19 protein-coding genes and 1 pseudogene are annotated in these 17,388 nt (G+C 71.8%); 9 read left to right on the top strand and 11 right to left on the bottom strand.

Annotated features, from left to right (window positions below; genetic code table 11):
* Positions 1-11 precede the first annotated feature (11 nt).
* Entirely contained in the window at positions 12-302 is a 291-nt protein-coding gene (locus tag WMF19_RS13170; protein WP_437899412.1) for a hypothetical protein, read from the bottom strand.
* A 47-nt stretch (positions 303-349) separates the two neighbouring features.
* On the opposite strand from WMF19_RS13170, the gene WMF19_RS13165 reads away from it, so the two are divergent.
* From WMF19_RS13165 to WMF19_RS13155, 3 genes and pseudogenes are all read left to right on the top strand, one after another.
* Positions 350-550 (top strand): hypothetical protein, encoded by a 201-nt coding sequence (locus WMF19_RS13165; RefSeq protein ID WP_437328969.1) that lies wholly within the window; start codon positions 350-352, stop codon positions 548-550.
* Positions 483-785, top strand: a pseudogene (locus tag WMF19_RS13160) (transposase); the annotation flags it as partial. The gene WMF19_RS13165 and the pseudogene WMF19_RS13160, both read left to right, overlap by 68 nt.
* A gap of 109 nt (positions 786-894) precedes the next feature.
* The gene (locus WMF19_RS13155; RefSeq protein WP_437901803.1) at positions 895-1,251 is read left to right on the top strand and encodes a hypothetical protein; all 357 of its coding nucleotides are present in this window, start codon (positions 895-897) and stop codon (positions 1,249-1,251) included.
* A 3-nt stretch (positions 1,252-1,254) separates the two neighbouring features.
* Here the strand turns inward: WMF19_RS13155 and WMF19_RS13150 are convergent, their stop codons facing one another.
* From WMF19_RS13150 to WMF19_RS13120, 7 genes are all read right to left on the bottom strand, one after another.
* Positions 1,255-1,542, bottom strand: coding sequence for a hypothetical protein (locus WMF19_RS13150; protein ID WP_437899410.1), 288 nt, complete (start codon positions 1,540-1,542; stop codon positions 1,255-1,257).
* A gap of 149 nt (positions 1,543-1,691) precedes the next feature.
* Positions 1,692-2,549 (bottom strand): class I SAM-dependent methyltransferase, encoded by an 858-nt coding sequence (locus tag WMF19_RS13145; protein ID WP_437899408.1) that lies wholly within the window; start codon positions 2,547-2,549, stop codon positions 1,692-1,694.
* Positions 2,546-4,129 (bottom strand): aldehyde dehydrogenase family protein, encoded by a 1,584-nt coding sequence (locus WMF19_RS13140; RefSeq protein WP_437899406.1) that lies wholly within the window; start codon positions 4,127-4,129, stop codon positions 2,546-2,548. Before WMF19_RS13140 ends, WMF19_RS13145 begins: the two co-directional genes overlap by 4 nt.
* Positions 4,130-4,133: 4 nt before the next feature.
* Positions 4,134-4,889 carry a hypothetical protein gene (locus WMF19_RS13135; RefSeq protein ID WP_437601721.1) on the bottom strand — a complete coding sequence of 252 codons (756 nt, stop codon included), beginning with the start codon at positions 4,887-4,889 and terminating at the stop codon, positions 4,134-4,136.
* 130 nt (positions 4,890-5,019) lie between these two features.
* A complete protein-coding gene (locus WMF19_RS13130) occupies positions 5,020-5,151 on the bottom strand; it encodes a hypothetical protein (protein WP_437899404.1) in 132 nt (43 codons plus the stop codon).
* 101 nt (positions 5,152-5,252) lie between these two features.
* The gene (locus WMF19_RS13125; protein ID WP_437899402.1) at positions 5,253-5,540 is read right to left on the bottom strand and encodes a hypothetical protein; all 288 of its coding nucleotides are present in this window, start codon (positions 5,538-5,540) and stop codon (positions 5,253-5,255) included.
* A 26-nt stretch (positions 5,541-5,566) separates the two neighbouring features.
* Positions 5,567-5,725, bottom strand: coding sequence for a hypothetical protein (locus tag WMF19_RS13120; protein WP_437899401.1), 159 nt, complete (start codon positions 5,723-5,725; stop codon positions 5,567-5,569).
* Between the two features lie 126 nt (positions 5,726-5,851).
* Here WMF19_RS13120 and WMF19_RS13115 point away from each other — a divergent pair, with 126 nt between their 5' ends.
* The 4 genes from WMF19_RS13115 to WMF19_RS13100 all read left to right on the top strand — a co-directional run bounded on the left by WMF19_RS13115 (position 5,852) and on the right by WMF19_RS13100 (position 8,362).
* The gene (locus tag WMF19_RS13115) at positions 5,852-6,415 is read left to right on the top strand and encodes a hypothetical protein (RefSeq protein WP_437899399.1); all 564 of its coding nucleotides are present in this window, start codon (positions 5,852-5,854) and stop codon (positions 6,413-6,415) included.
* Positions 6,416-6,424: 9 nt separating this feature from the next.
* Positions 6,425-6,844, top strand: coding sequence for a hypothetical protein (locus WMF19_RS13110; RefSeq protein ID WP_272103074.1), 420 nt, complete (start codon positions 6,425-6,427; stop codon positions 6,842-6,844).
* Between the two features lie 410 nt (positions 6,845-7,254).
* Positions 7,255-7,425: a hypothetical protein gene (locus WMF19_RS13105; RefSeq protein ID WP_437899398.1), complete on the top strand. Its 171-nt coding sequence runs from the start codon at positions 7,255-7,257 to the stop codon at positions 7,423-7,425.
* A gap of 421 nt (positions 7,426-7,846) precedes the next feature.
* Positions 7,847-8,362 carry a hypothetical protein gene (locus WMF19_RS13100; protein WP_437328964.1) on the top strand — a complete coding sequence of 172 codons (516 nt, stop codon included), beginning with the start codon at positions 7,847-7,849 and terminating at the stop codon, positions 8,360-8,362.
* A gap of 165 nt (positions 8,363-8,527) precedes the next feature.
* On the opposite strand, the gene WMF19_RS13095 is transcribed toward WMF19_RS13100, so the two are convergent.
* On the bottom strand, positions 8,528-8,779 hold the full coding sequence (locus tag WMF19_RS13095; protein ID WP_437328963.1) for a MoaD/ThiS family protein: 252 nt from the start codon (positions 8,777-8,779) through the stop codon (positions 8,528-8,530).
* A gap of 341 nt (positions 8,780-9,120) precedes the next feature.
* On the opposite strand from WMF19_RS13095, the gene moaA reads away from it, so the two are divergent.
* Positions 9,121-10,200 (top strand): GTP 3',8-cyclase MoaA, encoded by a 1,080-nt coding sequence (gene moaA, locus WMF19_RS13090; protein WP_437899396.1) that lies wholly within the window; start codon positions 9,121-9,123, stop codon positions 10,198-10,200.
* A 53-nt stretch (positions 10,201-10,253) separates the two neighbouring features.
* Here the strand turns inward: moaA and WMF19_RS13085 are convergent, their stop codons facing one another.
* Positions 10,254-14,240 (bottom strand): protein kinase domain-containing protein, encoded by a 3,987-nt coding sequence (locus tag WMF19_RS13085; protein ID WP_437899394.1) that lies wholly within the window; start codon positions 14,238-14,240, stop codon positions 10,254-10,256.
* A gap of 393 nt (positions 14,241-14,633) precedes the next feature.
* On the opposite strand from WMF19_RS13085, the gene WMF19_RS13080 reads away from it, so the two are divergent.
* A complete protein-coding gene (locus WMF19_RS13080) occupies positions 14,634-15,776 on the top strand; it encodes an ATP-binding protein (protein WP_437899393.1) in 1,143 nt (380 codons plus the stop codon).
* 40 nt (positions 15,777-15,816) lie between these two features.
* Here WMF19_RS13080 and WMF19_RS13075 read toward each other — a convergent pair whose 3' ends face one another.
* Positions 15,817-17,385, bottom strand: a complete 1,569-nt coding sequence (locus WMF19_RS13075; RefSeq protein WP_437899391.1) for an FAD-dependent oxidoreductase — start codon at positions 17,383-17,385, stop codon at positions 15,817-15,819.
* Positions 17,386-17,388 lie beyond the last annotated feature (3 nt).

Genomic DNA, 17,388 nt, shown 5'->3' with positions numbered 1-17,388 from the left:
CGGCGCCGCGCTCACCCGATACCCACGCGCTCCTCGTTGAAGCCCTCCGTCCGCGTCATCGCCGACTGGAAGAGGCTCGCCAGCACTTTGACCGGCCACGACAGGCTGTCCATCGACCGGCACCACTCGAGCGCCAGGAAGCCCGCGGCCCCGATCGCGAGCAGCACCGCGGTCGTGATCAGCACGACCCGGCTGTGCAGCGACAGCCGCGGCGGGCGCTCGCCCCGGAGCCGCAGCCTGGCCCGGCGCAGGAGCTCGTCGTGCACCGGGAAGCCGAGGCCGCCGAGGATCACGAGCGTCATCACGACGATGCAGGCCGCGGGCGTCGCGGTGGACTATGGAATACATCATGGACGCCGCTGCGGAGGAGCGGCTTCAGCAGTACATTGACGGCATTGGCACGGTCCTCGGTCATCCCAAGCGCCGGGAGGCGTTTGCGAGCTACACGCTGGGGCTTCTCAGCGATCTGGAACGCAAGAGCGTTGAGCCGATCGCCGCGTTGGGAGTGTGCCAACGATCCAAGTCGCCGGCGCGAAGCGCAGATCCCTGACGGCATTCAGTTCAAGAGCAAGGTGGATCTGGCACTCGACGCGATCGAGCGCGCTGCGGCCGACAACGTGCCGGGTCAGCTCGTGCTTGCGGACGCCGTCTACGGTCGCTCGGCAAAGTTTCGCGACACCGTGCGCCTGCTCGGCTTCGACTACCCCGTCGGTGTGGACTCGACGACGATGGTCGTCGCCCTCGGTCCCGGCGGGCGCTGGAACAAGACGCCCATGACAGCCGACGAGCTCGCGCGCAAGCTTGGCAAAAAGGCGTTTCGTCGGATCACATGGCGCGAAGGTACGGGCAAGAAGCTCGCGTCGCGGTTCGCCTTGCGCCACGTTCGGCTCGCCAATGACGATGGACGATGGCATCCCGGTCGAGGAGCACGAACCGCTGTGGCTGCTCATCGAGTGGCCGTTCGGCGAAAGCGATCCCTCGAAGTTCGCGGTCACGACGCTGGGGACCGAGATGTCCAAGAAGCAGATCGTACGCCAGTACAAGGAGCGCTACCGAACTGAGCAGGCCTACGAAGAGATGAAGGGCGAGCTGGGGCTCGATCACTTCGAAGGGCGGCGATTCCGAGGCTGGCACCACCATGTTTCCGTCGTCCTGTGCTGTTACGCCTTCATCGTGGCCGAGCGTGATCGGTCTTTTTTTCCCTCGGCAGACGCCGAAGGTCACGCCCACCCGCTCCGCTTCGCGGCCTGAGCGTCACTTCGCCGACTCGCTCGCGACCGTTCGCCGCGCGATCGCTCGCGCCTTGATCGCGTGGCTGCCTCGTTGCCCTGCGTGCCACCGCCCGCCGTTACGCCGCAGCGCGCATTGGTTCGTGTCCGCGCCGCGCTGACACAGTAGTGGTAGGCCCGCGATCGGCGCCGCGAGCAGGCGATCGGCGATGATGAAATAGGCATTGGTCCCGTCGGATACGACGTAATCGGGCGCCGTGCCCGGCTCCGACGCGATGATGGCCGGCGACCCGCCCGTCTTGGGGACAGCCATGACCGTCCCACCGATGGTGTTCGTCCAGAGGACGCGCGTCGCGTCGACCGCGATGTGCCCGGGGCGCTCCTGGAAGCTGGCGAGTTGGTGGATGGCGCCTCCGCCGACCGGGACGCTGTTGATGGTCCCGTACGGCGTCGCCGCCGCTGCTACCGTACGGCGTCGCCGCCGCTCCGCGCGGGCGCGAGCTCCGCGATGACGAACAGGTCGAGCAGCGGCGGCGCGATGCCAGCCCGGACCGCAAGGTCGCGCGCCGTGTGCGCGGCGCGGAGCTCGAAGCCCTCCGACGACACGAGCGCGCGCAGGTGCTCGAGGTCGTCGAGTCCCCGGCGCAGCATCGAGCGGAGCGCGCGCTTGCGCAGCCGTGCCTCCCCAGGCACCCCGGTGTCGCGCGCCGGCGTGGCCGCGGCGCCGTCGCGCAGGTAGAAGTCCATGAGCACCACGCACGAGCTCAGGCGGCTCGCCACGCGGCGCACCTGCCGCAGCAGCCCGCGCAGCGCGGGCTCGTCGAGGTAGCCGGTCAGCCCCTCGGAGACGACCGCCGTGCGGCGGTCGCGCAGCGCCGCGCCGAGCGCCTCGCCGAGGTCGGCCTCGCGCAGATCCGCCGCGACGAGGACGAGCTCGCCGCGCGGCTGCGCGGGCTCGAGCAGACGCCGCTTCGCGTCGATCACGGCGGCCTGGTCGACCTCGATGTACACGACCGGACGAGCCTTTGCCCACTCCGCCCCGCGCGGCGACAGCCCCGCGGCGAGCTCGATCACCTGCTCGGGGGCGATCTCATCGAGCAGCGCGCCGAGGCCGAGGTGGCGCGCGGCGAGCAGGAGGCTCGTGACGCTGTGGTCGCCGCGCAGGCCGAGCATGCTCCCGCCCCAGCGCGCGACCTGGTGGAGGACGCGCCCCCTCAGGGTGTCGAAGCGCGCTGCGCCCGGGACGCCCAGCGATGCCCACACCGCGGCGGTGAAATAGGCGCTCCAGGCGAGCGCCGCGTTCTCTCGCGCTCCGCTCAAGAGCGCTCCTCCCCGGAGCGCGACGCCGCGAGCCACCGCCTGGCCGCGCCGCGGACCATCTGGCCCGCCGACGAGAGCCGCTCGAGCTTCGATCCTCTGCCCAGCGAGCGCACCATCCCGCGCGCCAGATCGAAGAACGCGCGGTCGTAGGGGAACCACCAGAGCTCGCGCGGCGCGGTGTTCTCGTCGACCGCGAGCAGCCGCGGCCTCGTCATCGCCTGCACGACCGCCGGGCCGTTCTGCACGCCGTAGCCCGAGATCCCGCGCCCGGTCCACACGGCTTGCGGCGCCGCGGCCGTGAACATGTGGTTGTTGACCGTCGCCACCCCGACCCGGAGCTCTCGCGCGAGCGCCGCTCCCCGCGCGACGTCGCGCGTCCACACGCTCCCCGTGAGGCCGTAGGCGCTCTCGTTGGCCGCGCGGATCGCCGCGTCCGCGTCCGGAACGGCGACGACGGGGATCACGGGCCCGAAGGTCTCCTCGCGCAGCAGGTCGAGCGACGGGTCGACGCCGGTGAGCACCGTCGGAAGGTAGCAGTTGCCACGCCGCGCACCGCCGCAGCGCACCTGCGCCCCGGCCGCGACCGCCTGGCTGACGTGCGCCTCGACGCGCGAGAGCTGCGCCGGCGTGGCCATCGGCCCGATCTCGACCGTGCCCGGCGCGGTGCCGTCGTCGCCCACGCGGAGCCGCTCGGCGACGGCGACGAGGCGCCCGACGAACACGTCGAAGACCTCGGACTCGACGTAGACGCGCTCGACCCCCGCGCAGCTCTGCCCGGCGTTGACGAAGCCGGCCCAGGCGATCCCGTGCGCTGCCCGATCGAGATCCGCGTCGCGGAGCACGATGGCCGCGTCCTTGCCGCCGAGCTCGATCTGCGCCGGGATCAGGCGCTCCGCCGCGGCGCGCGCCACCGCCCGCCCGCCCACGACGCCGCCGACGAAGACGATCTGGTCGACCTCCTCGACGAGCGCCGCGCCGGCCTCGGCGCCGCCCTGCACGAGGCCGAGCAGCGCCTCGGGCAGCGCGTCCGACAGGGCGCCGACGAGCGCCGCGCTGGTCCGGGCGGCGTGCTCGGACGGCTTGAGCACAACGGCGTTGCCCGCGAGGAGCGCCGGGACGAGGTTGTGCACCGGGATGGAGACCGGGTAGTTCCACGGCATGATGAGGCCGACCACCCCGTGCGGTAGGCGCTCGACCCGCGCCTTCTTCCGCGGGAACATCACCGGGTTGAACGCGACGTCCTCGGCCGGGAGGAAGTCCTCGGCGCGCGTCGTGTAGTAGCGAAAGACCTCGGGGGTCGATCCGAGATCGACCCCGTACGCGTCGGCCATCGGCTTGCCCAGCTCGCGATGGAGCTCCGCCGCGATCTCGTCGGCCTTCCCCATCAAGCAGCGCCCGGCCTCGGCGAGGAGGCGCGCCCGCTCCGCGATCGGCCGCGCTGCCCACGCCGCCTGCGCCTGCCGGGCGCGGCGGACCACGCCCCGGATCCCGTCGGCCGTCGTCACCCGCACGGGACACAGCGGGGCGCCGCCCAGCGGTGAGGCGCCGTGAATCCACCCATCGTGGATGATCTCGCCCATGGGACTACGCAGCTTGCCCGCTGAGAAGCGCGGGCATCAGGCGACGGCAGCCCGGCATCCCCGACTCCTGGATGTGCGCGGCGAGCGCCTTCCGGAAGGAGCCGCGGGGCAGCGGCTTGTGGCGATCGAGCGCCCGGAGCAGCGGCACGACCGTGGCGAGCACGCCCGCCGTGTGCCACCAGTAGCGCGCGGTCGCGCGCAGGTGCGCGGACCGGCTCGACCGGGCGAAGAAGCCCTCGAGGTAGGCGAGGTCGTACGCGGTGTGCGCCTCCTCGTCGCTGGCGAGGCGCCGGAACACCGGCTCGAGCGGAGGGTACGACAGGCGCGGCGCGGCGACCTTGTAGAAGGCGCTCATCACCACCTCGAAGGCGAGGCAATCGACGGCGAACTCGAGCACGCCGTGCGGGACGGCGACCTTGCGGAGCATCATCTTCATCAGCCAGCCCGGCAGGCGCGCGCGCTTAACCACGTCGGGGTAGGCGCGGCTGAAATCGAGGAGCGCCTTGCACCAGAGGTTGGCGTGCATTTGCTCGTCCTTGAGGTGCCGGATACCGTGCGCGAAGAACGACTCGAGATAGCCGAGATCGTCGCGCTCCCGCGCCAGGTCGAGCGCCGGGAGGACGGGGAGGACGCCGAGCGCTGCCGATTCGACGATCGCAAACCATGTGATCAGGAGACACGTGGCGTCCGCTTCGGCCTCGCTCTCGAACGCGAACGACATCGGCTCACGGATCGAGACGGTCTCTTCGGCAGCTCCCATTTCCGGATCGTCGCTTTCCCTCTTCGTCGAAGAGAGCATCGGAGTTGAGCTGCCCGCAAGGTACTCGACCAACCATCCTGCCGCAAGCCAACTTGCCGGAGGACATGCGCCGGCCGTCGTCGACATAGCTTCACCGCAAGCGCTGGCGCTCCATGCGCAGCGCTTTGGACACCGCGCGCCGCTCGCACGCCGTCATGGCGCCGGGCTGAACAAGCGCCGCCGCCCGCTCCAGCAGCACCCGGTCCATCTCGTGCGCGACCATCCGCTCCCGGGACGCTTGCGGCGCGCCCCGCGAGAGCGCGGGCGTGGCGGCACCCAGGCTGCCGCTCCCGGCGGTTGACGCCGTTCAGCCGGACGCACTCTTCACGCCACGGTGGTGCGATGAAAGCTCGCCATCGTCGCAGAACGTCGTGAACGAGCCGCCTGCAGGCGGAGAAGGGAGCGAGATGCATAGTTGAGAACGGCATATCCTTCTGGCACACAGCCGGCCTGGTCCTCCGGACCGTCGCGCTCTACGTGCTCGCCACCGGGCTCTGCGATCTCGTCCATTGCCTGCTCCACCGCTACATGCACGCGCACGCGCCGCTGCTCCGCACGTTCGGCGCCTTCCAGGTGCACCACGAGTTCCTGGATCGCAATCTCCGTTTCCACGATGAGCTGAGCCGGGACAACCTCCTCTACCACCGCGCCCCGGAGTATCTCGTGCAGGTGCTCGCCGTGATCGCGCTCTCTCCGATGTTCGGGGCCGCCCGGTCGTCGTCCGCGCTCCCCTTGTTCTCGGTCCTCTTCGCCTGGGTGACGTTCAGGCGCTGGCGCGACTCGAACCACGTGGACACGGCGGTGGTCCCGGCGCCGGGGGCGCTCCTCGTCGCACGACCTCAGCGTGGTGTAGACAACATACACAGCCGAGTGAACTCGTTGGAGCTGATGGATTTTGCAGGCGGAGCAGTGGATCGTACTTTATGTACGTTACGTCGACTGCTGGTCGTTGGCTGGAAATTCTTGACAGGTCGGAATGGCTTTGCGCCGGCTATCCTCTCATCGTCTGGCTCGCTTTCGGCCTGCTGGCGCTGGTTCTCGCCTGCTCCGGTCCTGTGCCACCTCGGCCGCCATCTCCGACAGTGCTGGCCAAGGTTAAGACGGTTCGGCCTCCGCGGATCTCCGCACCTGTCCTATCCAGGCGCGTTGCCAATGCGGCTTGCTACCGTCGGCGCGACCTTTCTCGCCCCTCCGGTGCCTGGCACCAGGCCGAGCAGCCGACCGATCGCCTCGTGAACGACCCGGGCCGCCGCCTCATCCCCGAGGGCGACGGCGACGGTTCGCGACGGTTCGCCCCCGCGGAACAGTCCCGCCAGAAGCACCGCGCGATGACGAGCGGTCGCCGGAAACTCGGGCTCGGTATGCTCGCGAACCTCCCCCTGCTCGATGGAGAGTGGTTGAACAGCGTCTTCTTCGCAGCCGGCGGCCGATGGGAGCACCTGTCATGCTGGTGGATCGAGTTGCCGCCGGCAGACTGGCGCGTGTAGCATTTGACAATGCGAGCGGTGCTCTCGATCTGCCTCTGGACCGTCTTGGTCGTGCTCTCCAGCGCCGGCTGCAAGCGCCTCAAGACAGGCGCCCGCGAAGACTTCGCGGAGAGGTATAGCTGCCCGGAGGACAGGGTCGAGGTGCGCGAGCGTGACGACGTCAAGTGGAGCACGGTCGTGCTCGGCGACGCGCCGCGGGAGGCCCCGCCGGCCGAGGTGAAGAACGACCCGGGACGGCTCGCCAAGTGGCACGCAGACCGCGCCGAGCAGGACGCGGAGACGAGGGAGACGCTCGACGATCTCGACGTGTTCCAGGTGCGCGGGTGCGGGCACGACGAGCTCGTCGCCTGCAGCCACCCGGCGGACGGCGATGGCGTCGCGACCGACAGGGTGGTGTGCTTCCAGGGGCCGAAGCGACCCAACCCCTGACCGGACAGGCCGTGTCAGCGTGAGCCAGGCAGCCGGCGTCGAGCCGAGGTCGATCATGGGCGCGCCGAGAGGCGCGGTGCGGCGCCACGCCAGCTCGCGCTGAGACTGGTCCGCGCGGTCCACGGCATCGGGGAGGGCCACCCAGCGTGTTCTCACAGGCCCGCTCGGGCTTGCAAGCGCGCGAATTGTTGCGCTTGCCGATCCGACCCGTGAACGGATATCCAATGTGCTGATGGGTAGAGCCACCAGCTGGAGGCCGTCGCCTCCATCCAACGCTTGACGGACGCACACGCCCTCGTCCCCAGGACCACATTTTCCCGGAAATCGACGTGGATCGACGCGACAATCACCGGTCGACCCGCGCCGGCATGGTTGTTGCCGAAGCACGATACGTAAGACGGAGAGCCATCATGAACAAATCACTCGCAGTGATCATTGTCGCCGCCTCCTATTCCATCGCCGGATGCGTCCTCGATGCCCCCAATGGCCCCGACACGCACCTCGGAGCCGAGCTTACGAACGAGCACGCTGAAGCACTTACGAACGGCGAATCCCCTGTTGCCAACAAAGCCCCCTGGTAAACCGCGTGCCTATAGAGGCCCAAACGCTCCGCGCCTTCGCTGTAGAAGCCGAAGGCGAGCCGCCCCTCTTCGGGGGTCTCTCGCGGCACTCGCGCGAGGGCGTTTACGAGACCGGGGCCTTCGAAGAGGCGAGGAGCGGGGCATCGTCCCCGTCGGACCAGAGTTCGTGCCGCTTGGGTGCCTCGCCCTCGAGTGGTGAATGGGAGTCCTCCTGACAGGGGAAGTTCTTCGGTCGCCTCCGGGGTTCCCCCGCTGCGTCAGGGAAGATGTCGCCGAAGGACCACGCGCAGCGAAATCTCGCAAGGTCTCCAGCTCGCCTCCAGCAGGTGGATATCGCTTTCCCTTGCGTCCCTTACGCTCTTGCGGTGTCCTCTCCATGGATCACGTCGTTGGTGGCGCGGGATCGCATCGGAGGACGAGCATGGAGAGCTTCTTGCGGTGGACGATGGGGGTGTCTGGGCTCGGGCTGGTCGTGGCCCTGACGGGAGCCGCCGGCTGCCTCGGCACGGCCGAGGGGGAGGACGCAGCGCTGGCCGAGCCGAGCGCGGCGGGGGCGCAAGCGCTGACCGGGTGGCAGTGCGCGGCGTGCGTCAGCGGCGAATACACGCACTCCGTTTCGCTGAGCCAGGGCAGCGCGCTCGGCTGCGCGAACGGCGAGGCGTACCGCTGCGAGCTCATCCCCTGGGCCACGCGGGCGTCCTTCGCGCATTGCGACGCCTCCGTCGCCTGTCCGCCCGGCTGGTACGTGAGCAGCTCGCAGAGCGGGCCGAGCTACTGCGCCGGGATCTACGATCGGATCTCGTGCGGTGCGGTGCCGTACCCGAGCGGGGCTTACGCGACGTGCGACCCGATCTGTTACCCTGGCTTCACCCAGACGGTGGTGAATGCCGGCGTGCCGAGCTGTGATTTCCAGGACAAGCGCACCTGCGTGAAGTGAGCGGCGGCGCCACCTCCCGCCGCGACCCCGGCTCCCTCCGGCGAGCGCGCACACGAGCCGCGGCGACAGCATCGATCCCGCCCGTCGTCGACGGCCGGGCGCTGGCGGGCAGCACGGCTGGCGCGGCTCCCGCTGCGCTTCCGCGCCGCGGGGCCGTGAGCCGGCCTAGCCGCCGGCGACCGGCGGGATGAGCGCGACATCGTCGCCGCAGCGGATCTTCTCGTCCGCATGGGCGTAGGTCCCATTGACAGCGAGGCGGATCGAGCGCCGATGCGGCGTGAGCGCCGGATAGCGCCGGCACACCTCGCCCATGAACTCCTCCACCGTGCAGGGGCCGCTCAGCTCGAAGCGCACCTCCGAGGCCCCGACGATGTCGCGCGCGCCTCCGAAGGCGAGCAAGTTGACGGTGTTTTCCATGGCCGAAACGTACCATCCCACGCAGCTCGACGCCGCGACGCCCGATCGATCATCCCCCTCCCCGCTGAGGCAGCGGACACGCTCGAGCTCGAGCGCCGAGCGGCTGAGCTCCGCGGAGATCATCGCGAGCGACCGGCCGACGTCGGGGGCCAAGTCGATCGCGGTACTATCGAGTCGAACAGGCCCAGGAGGCGATGGCTTTCCATCGAGTCTCGCCTTTCATGAGCTGGAAACGCGGCCGCCGTCCCTTGCGGGTCCGCGCCTGGAACACCATCAGCGTTGCATGCTCGGCGCTGCGGTTGATGTGTAAGCCGGCCAGGTGGGCGCAGGAGGAAGGTGGCATGCTCGCGACAATGCCGCTCCCAGGTGCCGCCGGTGCCCGGCGATCGGAGGGCCAGACGTCGACGGTCGACGTGCACGGCCGGCCGATCGGCGATCTGCGAATCTCGGTCACGGACCGGTGCAACCTCCGCTGCTCCTATTGCATGCCGGAGGAACAGTACGCCTGGCTCCCCCACGAGGACATCCTCCGGTTCGAGGAGATCAGCTTCCTTGTCGACGTCTTCGCGGCGCTGGGCGCCGCCAAGGTGCGCCTGACGGGCGGCGAGCCGCTGCTGCGCCGCGATCTCAGGACGCTCGTGCGGTTCATCGCCGACAAGCCCGGGATACACGACATCGCGATGACGACGAACGGCGTGCTCCTCGCCGAGCACGCCCACGCGCTGCGTGCGGCCGGCCTGCAGCGGGTCACCGTCAGCCTCGACACGCTCCACCCCGAGCGCTTCAAGGCGCTCACCCGCCGCACGACCCACGCCCAGGTCCTCGATGGCCTGCGCTCCGTGCCCGCCGCCGGGTTCGCCGACACCAAGATCGACGCCGTGGTGATCCGCGGCGTGAACGACGACGAGCTCGCGGATCTCATCGAGTTCGGCAGGACCATTCCCGCCCAGGTCCGCTTCATCGAGTACATGGACGTCGGGGGCGCGACCCAGTGGTCGTGCGACAAGGTCGTCTCGCGCGCCGAGATCCTCAGGTCGCTCTCGCGCCGCTACGGCCGCGTGGAGGCGATCCCGAGCGAGGGCGCCGCGCCGGCCGCCCAGTTCGCGCTCCCCGATGGGACGACGTTCGGCATCATCTCCTCGACCACGCAGCCGTTCTGCGGCGCTTGCAATCGCAGCCGGCTGACGGCCGACGGGATGTGGTATCTGTGCCTCTACGCCCCGCGCGGCACCAACCTGCGCGAGCCGCTCCGGCAGGGCGCCTCGCTGGAGGAGATGAAGGCCCTCGTCGCCCGCGTGTGGGGCGCTCGCTCCGACCGCGGCGCCGAGGCCCGCCTCGCCGACCGATCACGCGGCGCGCTGCTCCCGGCCATCCAGCTGAAGCGCGACGCGCACCTGGAGATGCACACCCGCGGCGGGTAGGTGTGATCCGCTCGAGCGAGGCTGATCCACAGGGCACCTGGGTGACGCGGCGCTCAGGCGACAGCCCCCTGACGCTCCAGAGCCCACGCCTCGGCGAGCGCGAGCGCCCGGGCGTTCTCGGGGATGCTCTCCAGGAAGCTCTGCCGCAACGCCGGCCTGCCGATCTTCGCGGCGCGCTCGAGGAGCCGCGAGCGCGCCGCCTCGATCATCTGCGCGGCGCGCTCGCGCTCGCCGGCGGCGCGCAGGGCCTCGGCGTAGGTCAGGCGGATCAGCGACTCTCCCTCCTCGGCCATCCCCGCGTCCTCGATGAGGCGGAACGCCTCCTGCGCGTCGAGGAGCGCCTCGGCCGCCCCCTCGGGCTCCCCTCCCATCCGGGCGCGCGCGAGGAGGGCCAGCGCCACCGCGCGCAGGAGCGGCGCCACGTCGAGCAGCGCCGCCGCCGCGCCGGCCTCGCGCGCGGCGGCGTCGCGGTCGCCCGAGAGGAGCGCCGCCCGGGCGAGGTACGCGCGCGAGAGCCCCTCCATGCGCCGGTTGCCCTGCCGGCGCGACGCGTCGATGGCCTGCTCGAGGAGCGCGCGGGCCTCGTCGATCTGGCCCGCCTGGAGGAGGACGTTCCCGAGGTTCTGCCGCGCGGTCGGGAGCACCTCGTGCAGATCCATCTGTGTCGCCTGGGCGACGGCCGCGCGCAGCAGCTGCTCGGCGCGCTCGAGCGCGCCGAGCTCCGTGAGGATGAAGCCCATGTTCAGCTGGACAGAGCAGGCCTGCCGGCGGTCGCCGGCGCGCCCGAACGCCCCGACCGCCACCTCCAAGGCGTCCACCGCGGCGGCGTGATCACCCGCGAGCGCGGCGCGGAACCCGACGGTCTGGTGCAGCCCGCCGAGCGCCTCGTCGTCGACCGTCGGAGGATCGCCCGCGAGGCGCAGGCACTGCTCGAGCAGCGCGTCGGCGGTCGCGTGCTGGTTGGCAAGCATGAGCTCCGCCGCGCACCCGGAGAGGCAGAGCACCACCACGCTCAGCGCCTCCTCGGCGGGCGCCGTCGCCGCGAGCCTCTCGGCCCACGCCCCGGCGCGATCGACGGCGCCCTGCTTGCTGGCGCCGAGCAGGGCCGCGGTGAGCGCGCGGTACCATGCGCCCGACCCCGGCTCGAGCAGCGCGACCGCCTCCGTCGCGCGCGCCTCGGTGGCCGAGAGCTCGCCGCGCCACAGGTGCGCCTCGGCCTGGACCAGGCGCAGCGCGCCGAGCTCTCGCCCGCTGGCCCCGGAGGCCACGCCCCGCTCCGCGCGCGCGAGCGCGGCCGCGAGGTCGTTGCCGCGGAGCGCCTCCTCCGCCGCGGCGCAGAGCCACCGCACGGCCCGCTCGGGCTCGCCGCCGCGCTCGCAGTGCCCGGCCAGGACCAGCGCGTCCCGCTCCCCTGCGTGCTCCAGCCACTCGGAGGTGAGTCTGTGCCCGAGCCGCTGATCCGCCTCGGTGAGCATCATGTACGCCGCGTCGCGCACGAGCCCGTGCCGGAACGCGTACTCCACCTCGCCCGGGAACCGGGACGCGGGCCGCCGCGCGATCCACTCCTGCTGCTCCAGCGCGAGGAGGCGGCCCGCGAGCGCGGCGTCGTCCCGGTCCACCCCGAGCAGCCGGGCGATCGCGCCCCACCAGAACACCTCGCCCAGCAGGCTCCCGGCGCGCAGCGCCCGGCGCGCCTCCAGATCGAGCCCCTCGAGGCGCGCCTGCACCATGGCGAGCGCGGTCTCGGGCGCCTCGCCCGCGTCGCGGCCCTCGGCGCCCTCGGCGCCCTCGGCCGCCACGCGCAGCATCTCCTCCAGCAGGAACGGGTGCCCCGCCGCGCGCCGGACGAGCCCCTCCACCTGCGCCGCGGGCGCCTGCTCCCCAAGCGCCGCGCGCACCAGCCGCTCGCAGGCGAGGGCCGGCAGCGCCCCGAGCCGCATCGCTGTCGCTCCCCGCTCGGCCCACAGCCCCGGGAACACCTCGTCCAGGTCGGGCCGCCCGAGCCCCAGCACGAGGAGCGGGCTCGACCGGAGCTGCCCGAGCGCCGCGTCCACGAGCTGCACGGTCGGCAGGTCGCCCCAGTGCAGGTCCTCGAGCACGAGGAGCACCGGCCCGGCGCGGCACTCCGCCTCCAGGAAGGTGAGCCAGGCGCGCCGCACCTGGTCGGCCATGAGCATCGGGTTCTGGCGCGCGGCGCGCAGCTCGCGCCGATCCGCGTCCGGGAACGGCGCGCCGATCACCTCGCCAAGAAACTCCGTCACCCGCGCCTGCTCCGCCGCGTCGACGGATCGCGCGACGCGCGCGGCGAGCTTCTCCCGGCCGCGCTCCCGGGGCTCGCCCTCCGCGATCTGAGCCGCGCGCCGCACCACCTGGGCGAGCAGCCCGAGCGGGGCCCCGGCCCGCACCGCGTCGCCCTGCGCGGTCCAGATCTGCGGCGGCGCCTCGCGGCCGCGCATCCTGCGCGCGAGCTCGATGCGGAGCCGCGATTTGCCCACGCCGGCCGCGCCGATCACGAGCGCCGCCTGGGCGCACGGCTCCGAGGCGCACTGGTCGAAGAGGAGCTCGAGCCAGCGCAGCTCGCTGCTCCGCCCCACGAACGGCGTCGGCTTGCCGAGCAGCGCGCGCGCCTCCTCCAGCGGCTCCTGCTCGCCGAGCAGCGCCGCCCCGCGCTCGCCGTGCGCCACCTCGAAGCGCGGGCCGAGGAGGGACGCGGTCATCGCGTCGATCGCGATCGGCCGGAGCGCCTCCTCCGCGCCCCGCTCCGCGGCCGTGAGGTTCGCGACGGCGCGGTCGATCACGGGCCCGAGCGGCTGGGTCCCGTCCACGACCTCCCAGCCCGTCGCCAGCGCCACGTCCGAGGCCTGGAGCAGCGCCTTGAGCGAGAGGGCGCACCGGGCGGCGCTCGCCGCGAGATCCGTGGGCGCCTCGGCCCCCGTGAGCAGGGCCGCGATCGATCCGTCCCGGAGCAGCTCCACGCGCGCGCCGTGCAGGTCGGCGGTCCTCCGGACCTCGCGGAGGAGGGCGAGCGGCCAGCGGCGCTGATGGGTCAGGCCGCGCGCCGGTGCCGTGCTCTCCTCGCTGGCCACGCCCTGCGCCGGCTGCGGCGGCCGCGCCGGCTCGGCCCGCCGCGCCGCCAGCACCACGCTGACCAGCCGCCGCTCGGCCGTCGTGAGGCCGACCGACGGCGAGAGGGGCGCCACGCCCGCCTCCCGGATCTCGGGTGAGCGCAGCTCCGCCGCGACCGCGAGCGCGTCCCCGGGCCGCAGCCGCCGATCCTTGCTCAGGAGGCGCGAGAGCAGCGCGTCGAGCGCCGGGGGCGCGCCGGGCCACAGCTCGCGGAGGCGGGGCGCCTGCTCGAAGAGCACCTTGGTGAGCAGCGCGACGACGTGCACCCCCCCGAACGGCGGCCGCCCGGTGAGGCACTCGAACAGCACGCACCCGAGCGCGTACAGGTCGGCGCGCGCGTCGATGTCGGGCTCTCCGCGGACCTGCTCCGGCGCCATGTAGGCCGGCGTCCCGACGGGGGTGTCGGGGTTGGTCAGGGTGTACGTGACGTCGGAGGCCCGCGCGATCCCGAAGTCGAGGATCTTCACCGCCGCGGCGTCGCCACCCGGCAGGAAGAGGTTCGCCGGCTTGACGTCGCGGTGGACCACCCCGCGCAGGTGCACGGCGCCGAGCGCCTCGGCGGCGCGCGCGACGAGCGCGAGGCTCTCGTCGAGGCCCAGCGGCCCCCGCCGGAGCCGCGCCGCGAGATCCTCGCCGTCGAGCCACTCCATGGCCAGGTACTGCCGGCCCTCGGCGGTGACGCCGTGGGCGACGTGCCGCGCGATGGCGGGGTGGTGGAGCCCCGCGAGGACCCGCGCCTCCCGGCGGAACCGCTCGATCTGCTCGACCTCCGCATGTTCCCCGTGCAGCCCCACCTTGAGGGCGACCGGCTCCCCGGTCTCGCGGTCGATGGCCCGATAGACCGCGCCCATTCCCCCGGATCCCGCGACGCGATCGAGCTCGAAGCGACCTGCGAGCAGGTCCCCGGGGCGCATGCGCGGAGTATCGGGCAAGCGCGCGGCGCGTGCCAGGGCGGCGCGCGCGGGCAGGACCGACGCAGCGCCCTCTGGCTACTTGCCTGAAATCTTCCTGCCTTGGAGCAACTGGCTCGGGGACGCGCACAGCACGAGCACACCACCAGGCGAGGGAGGACGGCGAAGCGCCAGTCGTTCGGTTGACGAACGCCCCCCCACCACGGTGGCGGCCTGCTTCGCTCAACCGTTCGGCGCCCCATCGGCGGTGCTGCCCCTCCGGTCCTCGCTCACCTCGGCTCTCTGGCTCGGTCCGGGTTCCTGCTTCTCCTGAGGGGCGTTGCGGGATCCATGACAATGGCGGACTGCGGCGCGCCGAATGACGAGACGCATCTGCATCGATGGGGGAGAGCGCAGGTGAGCCACAACTTGTCGCGCATCACGGTCCTGCTCCGTGAGCGAAGCGAGGACATCATAAGCCAGTGGATGGTGCGCGTGCGGAGCGCACCGAAGATCGCCCGAGCCCGCGAGCTCACCGATGAGGACTTGAGAGATTACACTCCGAAGCTCCTCGACGACCTCATCGACTCACTCGCGCAGAGCGCGCAGCCGGACACGCCGGCCGGAGCCAGCGGCCCGGAGATCGGCAGCTCGGAGGCCGCCAAGGTGCACGTCTCGCATCGCATCGCCGAGGGCTACACCCTCGCGGAGGAGCTGCGCGAGCTCGGCGTCCTTCGCTCCGTGATCGTGGACCTGTGCGCGCAGGAAGGGGTGGTGCTTGGCGGCGAGGAGGCCCAGCTCGTGCATTCGGCGCTCGACGAGGTGATGATCACCGCGGCCGTCGAATACGAGCAGGCGAGCTCAGCCGATCTGCGCCGTGACGTCGCTCTCCACGAGCTGCTCATCGCGGTCCTCGGGCATGACCTGCGCAACCCGCTCTCGGCCATCCGGTTCGCCACCGCTGCCCTGCTCAAGCGCGAGGACGTCACGACCGCCGTGGCGAGGCTCGCCCAGCGTATCGCAGCGAGCAACGACAGGGCGGTGCGGATGGTCGAGGAGCTGCTCGACCTGACGCGCATCCGCTCCCACCGGGGTCTTCCGGTCGAGCCGGAGCCCGTCGACCTCCGCGCGATTTGCCAGCGTGTGGCCGAGGAGTTCGAGCTCGCCCACCCGGAGCACACCATCCGCTTCACGGCCCACGGCGACGGGCGGGGCACGTGGGACCCGGGCCGGATGGGGCAGCTCCTGTCGAACCTGATCGGCAACGCCGTCGACTACAGCCCGCCGGAGGAGCCGGTGCAGGTGGAGCTGCGCGGGCACAAGAATGCCGTCGTGATCGAGGTGATGAACCGCGGGACCCCGATCCCGCCCGAGCTGCTGCCCGTCCTCTTCGATCCGTTCCGCCGGGGCGAGCAGAGCCAGCGGGTCGTACAACGCTCGAAAGGGCTCGGGCTCTTCATCGTCAAATCGATCGTCGACGCGCACGGAGGCTCCATCCAGGTCACGAGCACGCTGGAGGAGGGCACCACGTTCCGCGTCAAGCTCCCCCGTTCGTCGTAGCGCGGTCGCTTCGCCGACACAGCCGTGGCGCGGCGCTGGCTCATACCGGCCTCAGCGCCGGCCAGGCCAGCTCGATGCCCTCGCCGACCAGGAGCGCCTGGAGTTCTTCGCGGAGCGAGCGCCGGGCGCGCACCTGCCGCGGCAGCACGCGGCGCTCCAGGCAGAACGTCGCGAGCAGCCCTGCCGCCTCGCCGACGCTCCACTCCACGGGGTGGACCCGGTAGGCGCCGTTCGTGATGTGCGTGACGCCGAGGTTCTTCCCGCCCGGCAAGAGGTTCTCCACCCGCACCGGGATGAGCGACCCCAGCGGTATCTGGAACGGCCAGCAGCCGAGATCGAGGTACCCGGCGCCCCCGACGCGCGGGTGCAGATCGATGCGATAACACCCGATCCCGACGCTCTCCTCGAACGTCGCGGGGCCGTCGGGCCGGAGCGGATACGCGATGTGCTGCTCGAGCACCGTGAGCTCGGCCCGGATCCGGCGGGACTCGCGGATGTAGGGCGCCGGCGCGAGGCCGTCGACCGTGCCGCCAACCACGTCCCCGCGGAGGCGCAAGCCTGGATAACCGACCCCGCCATCTGGACGAGGCGCTTCGGTCTGCATCCAGTACAGAAGGCTCAGGCTGAGGTTCCGCGCTTCCTCCAGGTGCCGCGCCGCCTGCGCCTCGTCGACGCCGCAGACGGGCCCGAACCAATAGTCGTTCTGTGGCCAGTTCACGATGGTGATGTCGCTCGGCGCGAACCCCGCTTCGAAGACCGTCCTGTCGAGGATCCGCCGGAAGCTCCACCAGGGATGCCGGTCTTCCGCGGCGAACAGACCTCGAGTCAGAGGCTCGAGTGTATCGGGTCGAACCGCGGTCCAGTCCAGCAGTCGGCCCGGCCAGCCGGGCGGCTCGAGGGAGCGCCAGCGCTCGTACTGAGAGGGCCTGTCGATGGTATGGTCCTCTCCCGGGTGGTGCTCGATCGCAAAGCAGACGGTGATCGCCTGCTGGGCCCTCGGATCGGCGCGCTCGGGGGCGTGCGGCTCTCCGGTCTCCGCGCGCGACTCCGCCCCGAGCGCGTGCTCCACGCCCGCGAGCGAGAGGAGCTCGCCGTGAGGCGTGGCATCGATGAAGAGGTCGGCCACGAGGAGGACATCGCGCCCCGATTCGAGCCCTCGGACCACGACGCCGGTCACTCGATCGCCGTGCGTCGACGCCGAGATGGGCCGGTGAGCACGGAGCGCGAGGAGGCGCCCGTTGAGCCGGTACGGCGCGGTCATCTCGTGCAGGACCGCCACCGCGACCCGCGGATCGTGGCACAGGCGGCTGACCCAGCCGTTGCCGGGGTTGAGCTCGCGGAGCGCCCTGGCCGACGCGGTGAGCGGCAGATGCCTGCGGTAATACTCGCGGATCCCCTGGCGCAGCGCGCGGTAGCTCCGGGTCGCCCCGATGTCCTCGATCCACGGGTGCTCGTCCGGAGGGACCGCCTGGTTCGTCAGCTGGCCCCCGAGCCAGTGAGTCGCCTCCGTCAGGACGACGCGGCGGCCCGTCCGCGCCGCCGCGAGCGCAGCCGCGCAGCCGCCGAGCTCTCCGCCGATGACGGCGACGTCGGTCCGGATCACGTCCATCGC

This window comes from Sorangium sp. So ce124 (genome assembly GCF_051525235.1).
Taxonomy (GTDB): domain Bacteria; phylum Myxococcota_A; class Polyangia; order Polyangiales; family Polyangiaceae; genus Sorangium; species Sorangium atrum.
Note: the sequence above shows the minus strand (reverse complement) of the source record. Positions and strands in the feature narration are given on the sequence as shown.

What these genes read in the sequence shown, in the direction of transcription:
- WMF19_RS13170 (WP_437899412.1), bottom strand. Translation starts at nt 302, where the DNA reads ATGACGCTCGTGATCCTCGGCGGCCTCGGCTTCCCGGTGCACGACGAG.
- WMF19_RS13165 (WP_437328969.1), top strand. Translation starts at nt 350, where the DNA reads ATGGACGCCGCTGCGGAGGAGCGGCTTCAGCAGTACATTGACGGCATT.
- WMF19_RS13155 (WP_437901803.1), top strand. Translation starts at nt 895, where the DNA reads ATGACGATGGACGATGGCATCCCGGTCGAGGAGCACGAACCGCTGTGG.
- WMF19_RS13150 (WP_437899410.1), bottom strand. Translation starts at nt 1,542, where the DNA reads ATGGCTGTCCCCAAGACGGGCGGGTCGCCGGCCATCATCGCGTCGGAG.
- WMF19_RS13140 (WP_437899406.1), bottom strand. Translation starts at nt 4,129, where the DNA reads ATGGGCGAGATCATCCACGATGGGTGGATTCACGGCGCCTCACCGCTG.
- WMF19_RS13135 (WP_437601721.1), bottom strand. Translation starts at nt 4,889, where the DNA reads ATGGGAGCTGCCGAAGAGACCGTCTCGATCCGTGAGCCGATGTCGTTC.
- WMF19_RS13130 (WP_437899404.1), bottom strand. Translation starts at nt 5,151, where the DNA reads ATGGTCGCGCACGAGATGGACCGGGTGCTGCTGGAGCGGGCGGCGGCG.
- WMF19_RS13115 (WP_437899399.1), top strand. Translation starts at nt 5,852, where the DNA reads ATGTACGTTACGTCGACTGCTGGTCGTTGGCTGGAAATTCTTGACAGG.
- WMF19_RS13110 (WP_272103074.1), top strand. Translation starts at nt 6,425, where the DNA reads ATGCGAGCGGTGCTCTCGATCTGCCTCTGGACCGTCTTGGTCGTGCTC.
- WMF19_RS13105 (WP_437899398.1), top strand. Translation starts at nt 7,255, where the DNA reads ATGAACAAATCACTCGCAGTGATCATTGTCGCCGCCTCCTATTCCATC.
- WMF19_RS13100 (WP_437328964.1), top strand. Translation starts at nt 7,847, where the DNA reads ATGGAGAGCTTCTTGCGGTGGACGATGGGGGTGTCTGGGCTCGGGCTG.
- WMF19_RS13095 (WP_437328963.1), bottom strand. Translation starts at nt 8,779, where the DNA reads ATGGAAAACACCGTCAACTTGCTCGCCTTCGGAGGCGCGCGCGACATC.
- moaA (WP_437899396.1), top strand. Translation starts at nt 9,121, where the DNA reads ATGCTCGCGACAATGCCGCTCCCAGGTGCCGCCGGTGCCCGGCGATCG.
- WMF19_RS13085 (WP_437899394.1), bottom strand. Translation starts at nt 14,240, where the DNA reads ATGCGCCCCGGGGACCTGCTCGCAGGTCGCTTCGAGCTCGATCGCGTC.
- WMF19_RS13075 (WP_437899391.1), bottom strand. Translation starts at nt 17,385, where the DNA reads ATGGACGTGATCCGGACCGACGTCGCCGTCATCGGCGGAGAGCTCGGC.